1 protein-coding gene and 12 tRNA genes are annotated in these 2,178 nt (G+C 48.5%); all 13 read left to right on the forward strand.

Annotation, left to right across the window (positions count from 1 at the left end):
• Positions 1 to 348: 348 nt before the first annotated feature.
• The 13 genes from GBH70_RS16235 to GBH70_RS16295 all read left to right on the forward strand — a co-directional run bounded on the left by GBH70_RS16235 (position 349) and on the right by GBH70_RS16295 (position 2,105).
• Positions 349 to 825 (forward strand): SprT family protein, encoded by a 477-nt coding sequence (locus GBH70_RS16235; RefSeq protein ID WP_151681998.1) that lies wholly within the window; start codon positions 349 to 351, stop codon positions 823 to 825.
• 150 nt (positions 826 to 975) lie between these two features.
• Positions 976 to 1,050 (forward strand) — tRNA-Asn (locus GBH70_RS16240).
• 4 nt (positions 1,051 to 1,054) lie between these two features.
• Positions 1,055 to 1,147 (forward strand) — tRNA-Ser (locus GBH70_RS16245).
• 35 nt (positions 1,148 to 1,182) lie between these two features.
• Positions 1,183 to 1,254, forward strand: a tRNA-Glu gene (locus tag GBH70_RS16250).
• Between the two features lie 26 nt (positions 1,255 to 1,280).
• Positions 1,281 to 1,353 (forward strand) — tRNA-Asp (locus tag GBH70_RS16255).
• Positions 1,354 to 1,357: 4 nt separating this feature from the next.
• A tRNA-Gln gene (locus tag GBH70_RS16260) sits at positions 1,358 to 1,432 on the forward strand.
• A 7-nt stretch (positions 1,433 to 1,439) separates the two neighbouring features.
• A tRNA-Lys gene (locus GBH70_RS16265) sits at positions 1,440 to 1,515 on the forward strand.
• A gap of 6 nt (positions 1,516 to 1,521) precedes the next feature.
• Positions 1,522 to 1,603: transfer RNA gene (locus GBH70_RS16270), tRNA-Leu, on the forward strand.
• Between the two features lie 10 nt (positions 1,604 to 1,613).
• Positions 1,614 to 1,688, forward strand: a tRNA-Gly gene (locus GBH70_RS16275).
• Positions 1,689 to 1,752: 64 nt separating this feature from the next.
• Positions 1,753 to 1,837: transfer RNA gene (locus GBH70_RS16280), tRNA-Leu, on the forward strand.
• Between the two features lie 5 nt (positions 1,838 to 1,842).
• Positions 1,843 to 1,916 (forward strand) — tRNA-Arg (locus GBH70_RS16285).
• 33 nt (positions 1,917 to 1,949) lie between these two features.
• A tRNA-Pro gene (locus GBH70_RS16290) sits at positions 1,950 to 2,023 on the forward strand.
• 8 nt (positions 2,024 to 2,031) lie between these two features.
• Positions 2,032 to 2,105 (forward strand) — tRNA-Gly (locus GBH70_RS16295).
• The last annotated feature ends 73 nt before the right edge of the window (positions 2,106 to 2,178 follow it).

Here is a 2,178-nt window from a genome sequence, read left to right on the forward strand (position 1 = left end):
CGGGGAGATTTATTTTCACAGAAAAGAGTGTCTGGAAATCACTGATTTTTAAACGATGTCGAGAAAAATTTGATACATACAACCATAACAAAACCACCGTTATATGCTATAATAACTTGTCATATGATAAGAAAAACGGATGTCGTTTGATTGTCGGCGTATGAACTGCTGGGTCCCGACTGAGATAAAGGAAACACGGTGAGCCTTCAAGGAGAATCGATGTCGACTTATCGAGGGGGGAGGGAAATACTTTAGCCGATGGGCGGCGAAGCTGGACAATAGAAAAGGGGAGCCGCGCAGATCCGGGCAAAAAACTAACGCGTTGGCTTGACAAAGGAGGCCGCCAATTTGGACAATATACAATTGCAAAAGCTTGTTGAAGAAATTTCTTTACAGCACTTCCATAAACCGTTTCAGCACCGGGCTTCGTTTAACCCCCGCCTGCGCACAACAGGCGGCAGATACTTATTAAAAAACCACAATATCGAAATCAATAAAAAGTATTTAGAAGAACTGGGGGAAAAAGAACTGATCGGGATTATTAAGCACGAGCTTTGCCATTACCATCTTCATCTTGAAGGCAAAGGATACCGGCATCGCGACCGGGACTTCAAACAACTGCTGAAAAAAACCGGCGCTCCCCGCTACTGTTCTGCGTTGCCGAGCAAAGAGGATGCCTCCTCCAGCTGCCGGCCATCCCATCTTTATGAATATGTCTGTGGAGATTGCGGCGTCCTATACAGGCGGAAAAGAAGAGTGGACGTAAACCGTTACGTCTGCGGAAAATGCGGCGGGAAGCTTCAATTACACCGCCGTATATTCTGATCCCGGCGGGGAAATCATGATGTGTGAACCTGCGCCATTTCCGTCCATTTGCGGGCAGTGATATTTTTTAAAAATAAATTTTAAAATTGGGTTGACACCCTAGCCTTGCGTCAGTATAATTTTAAGAGTCGACAAGATGATATTAGTTATTCCGCAGTAGCTCAGTGGTAGAGCAATCGGCTGTTAACCGATCGGTCGTAGGTTCGAATCCTACCTGCGGAGCCATTTTGGGGAAGTACTCAAGTTGGCCGAAGAGGCGCCCCTGCTAAGGGCGTAGGTCGCGTTTAGCGGCGCGAGGGTTCAAATCCCTCCTTCTCCGCCATACATAAGCTGTTCTTTAAAAGCAGTAGTTGTTGCGGCCCGTTGGTCAAGCGGTTAAGACACCGCCCTTTCACGGCGGTAACACGGGTTCGAATCCCGTACGGGTCATTTGACATTTTATATTTTTGGGTGTTGGTTCCGTAGTGTAGCGGTTATCACGCCTGCCTGTCACGCAGGAGATCGCGGGTTCGATTCCCGTCGGAACCGTCATTGGGCCATAGCCAAGCGGTAAGGCAACGGACTTTGACTCCGTGATGCGCTGGTTCGAATCCAGCTGGCCCAGCCATTTTTTCGAGCCATTAGCTCAGTCGGTAGAGCATCTGACTTTTAATCAGAGGGTCGCAGGTTCGAATCCTGCATGGCTCACCATTTTCCGCGGGTGTGGCGGAATTGGCAGACGCACCAGACTTAGGATCTGGCGCCGTACGGCGTGGGGGTTCGACTCCCTTCACCCGCATTGAGTGTATGCGGAAGTAGTTCAGTGGTAGAACATCACCTTGCCAAGGTGGGGGTCGCGGGTTCGAGTCCCGTCTTCCGCTCCATTAAAGTAGCTGTTGACATTTGAAACGGTAATTGATATAATATAAAATGCGTGTTATTCTTAACGCGGTCGTGGCGGAATGGCAGACGCGCTAGGTTGAGGGCCTAGTGGGAGTTAAATCCCGTGGAGGTTCAAGTCCTCTCGGCCGCATTTACGCGCCCATAGCTCAATTGGATAGAGCGTTTGACTACGGATCAAAAGGTTAGGGGTTCGACTCCTCTTGGGCGCGCTCTTTTTTTATGAAAAGAAAAAGAATATGAAGCGGGAAATAGCTCAGCTTGGTAGAGCACATGGTTTGGGACCATGGGGTCGCAGGTTCGAATCCTGTTTTCCCGATTGGATTTGCGGGTGTAGTTTAGTGGTAAAACCACAGCCTTCCAAGCTGTTGTCGTGGGTTCGATTCCCATCACCCGCTCCATGAATTTATTGTTGACAGCTATTATAATTGGTGTTATTATGATACAGTCGCTGTTTTAGATGATTGATCCTTG

The organism is Weizmannia acidilactici, from assembly GCF_008974225.1.
Classification (GTDB): Bacteria; Bacillota; Bacilli; order Bacillales; family Bacillaceae_C; genus Weizmannia; species Weizmannia acidilactici.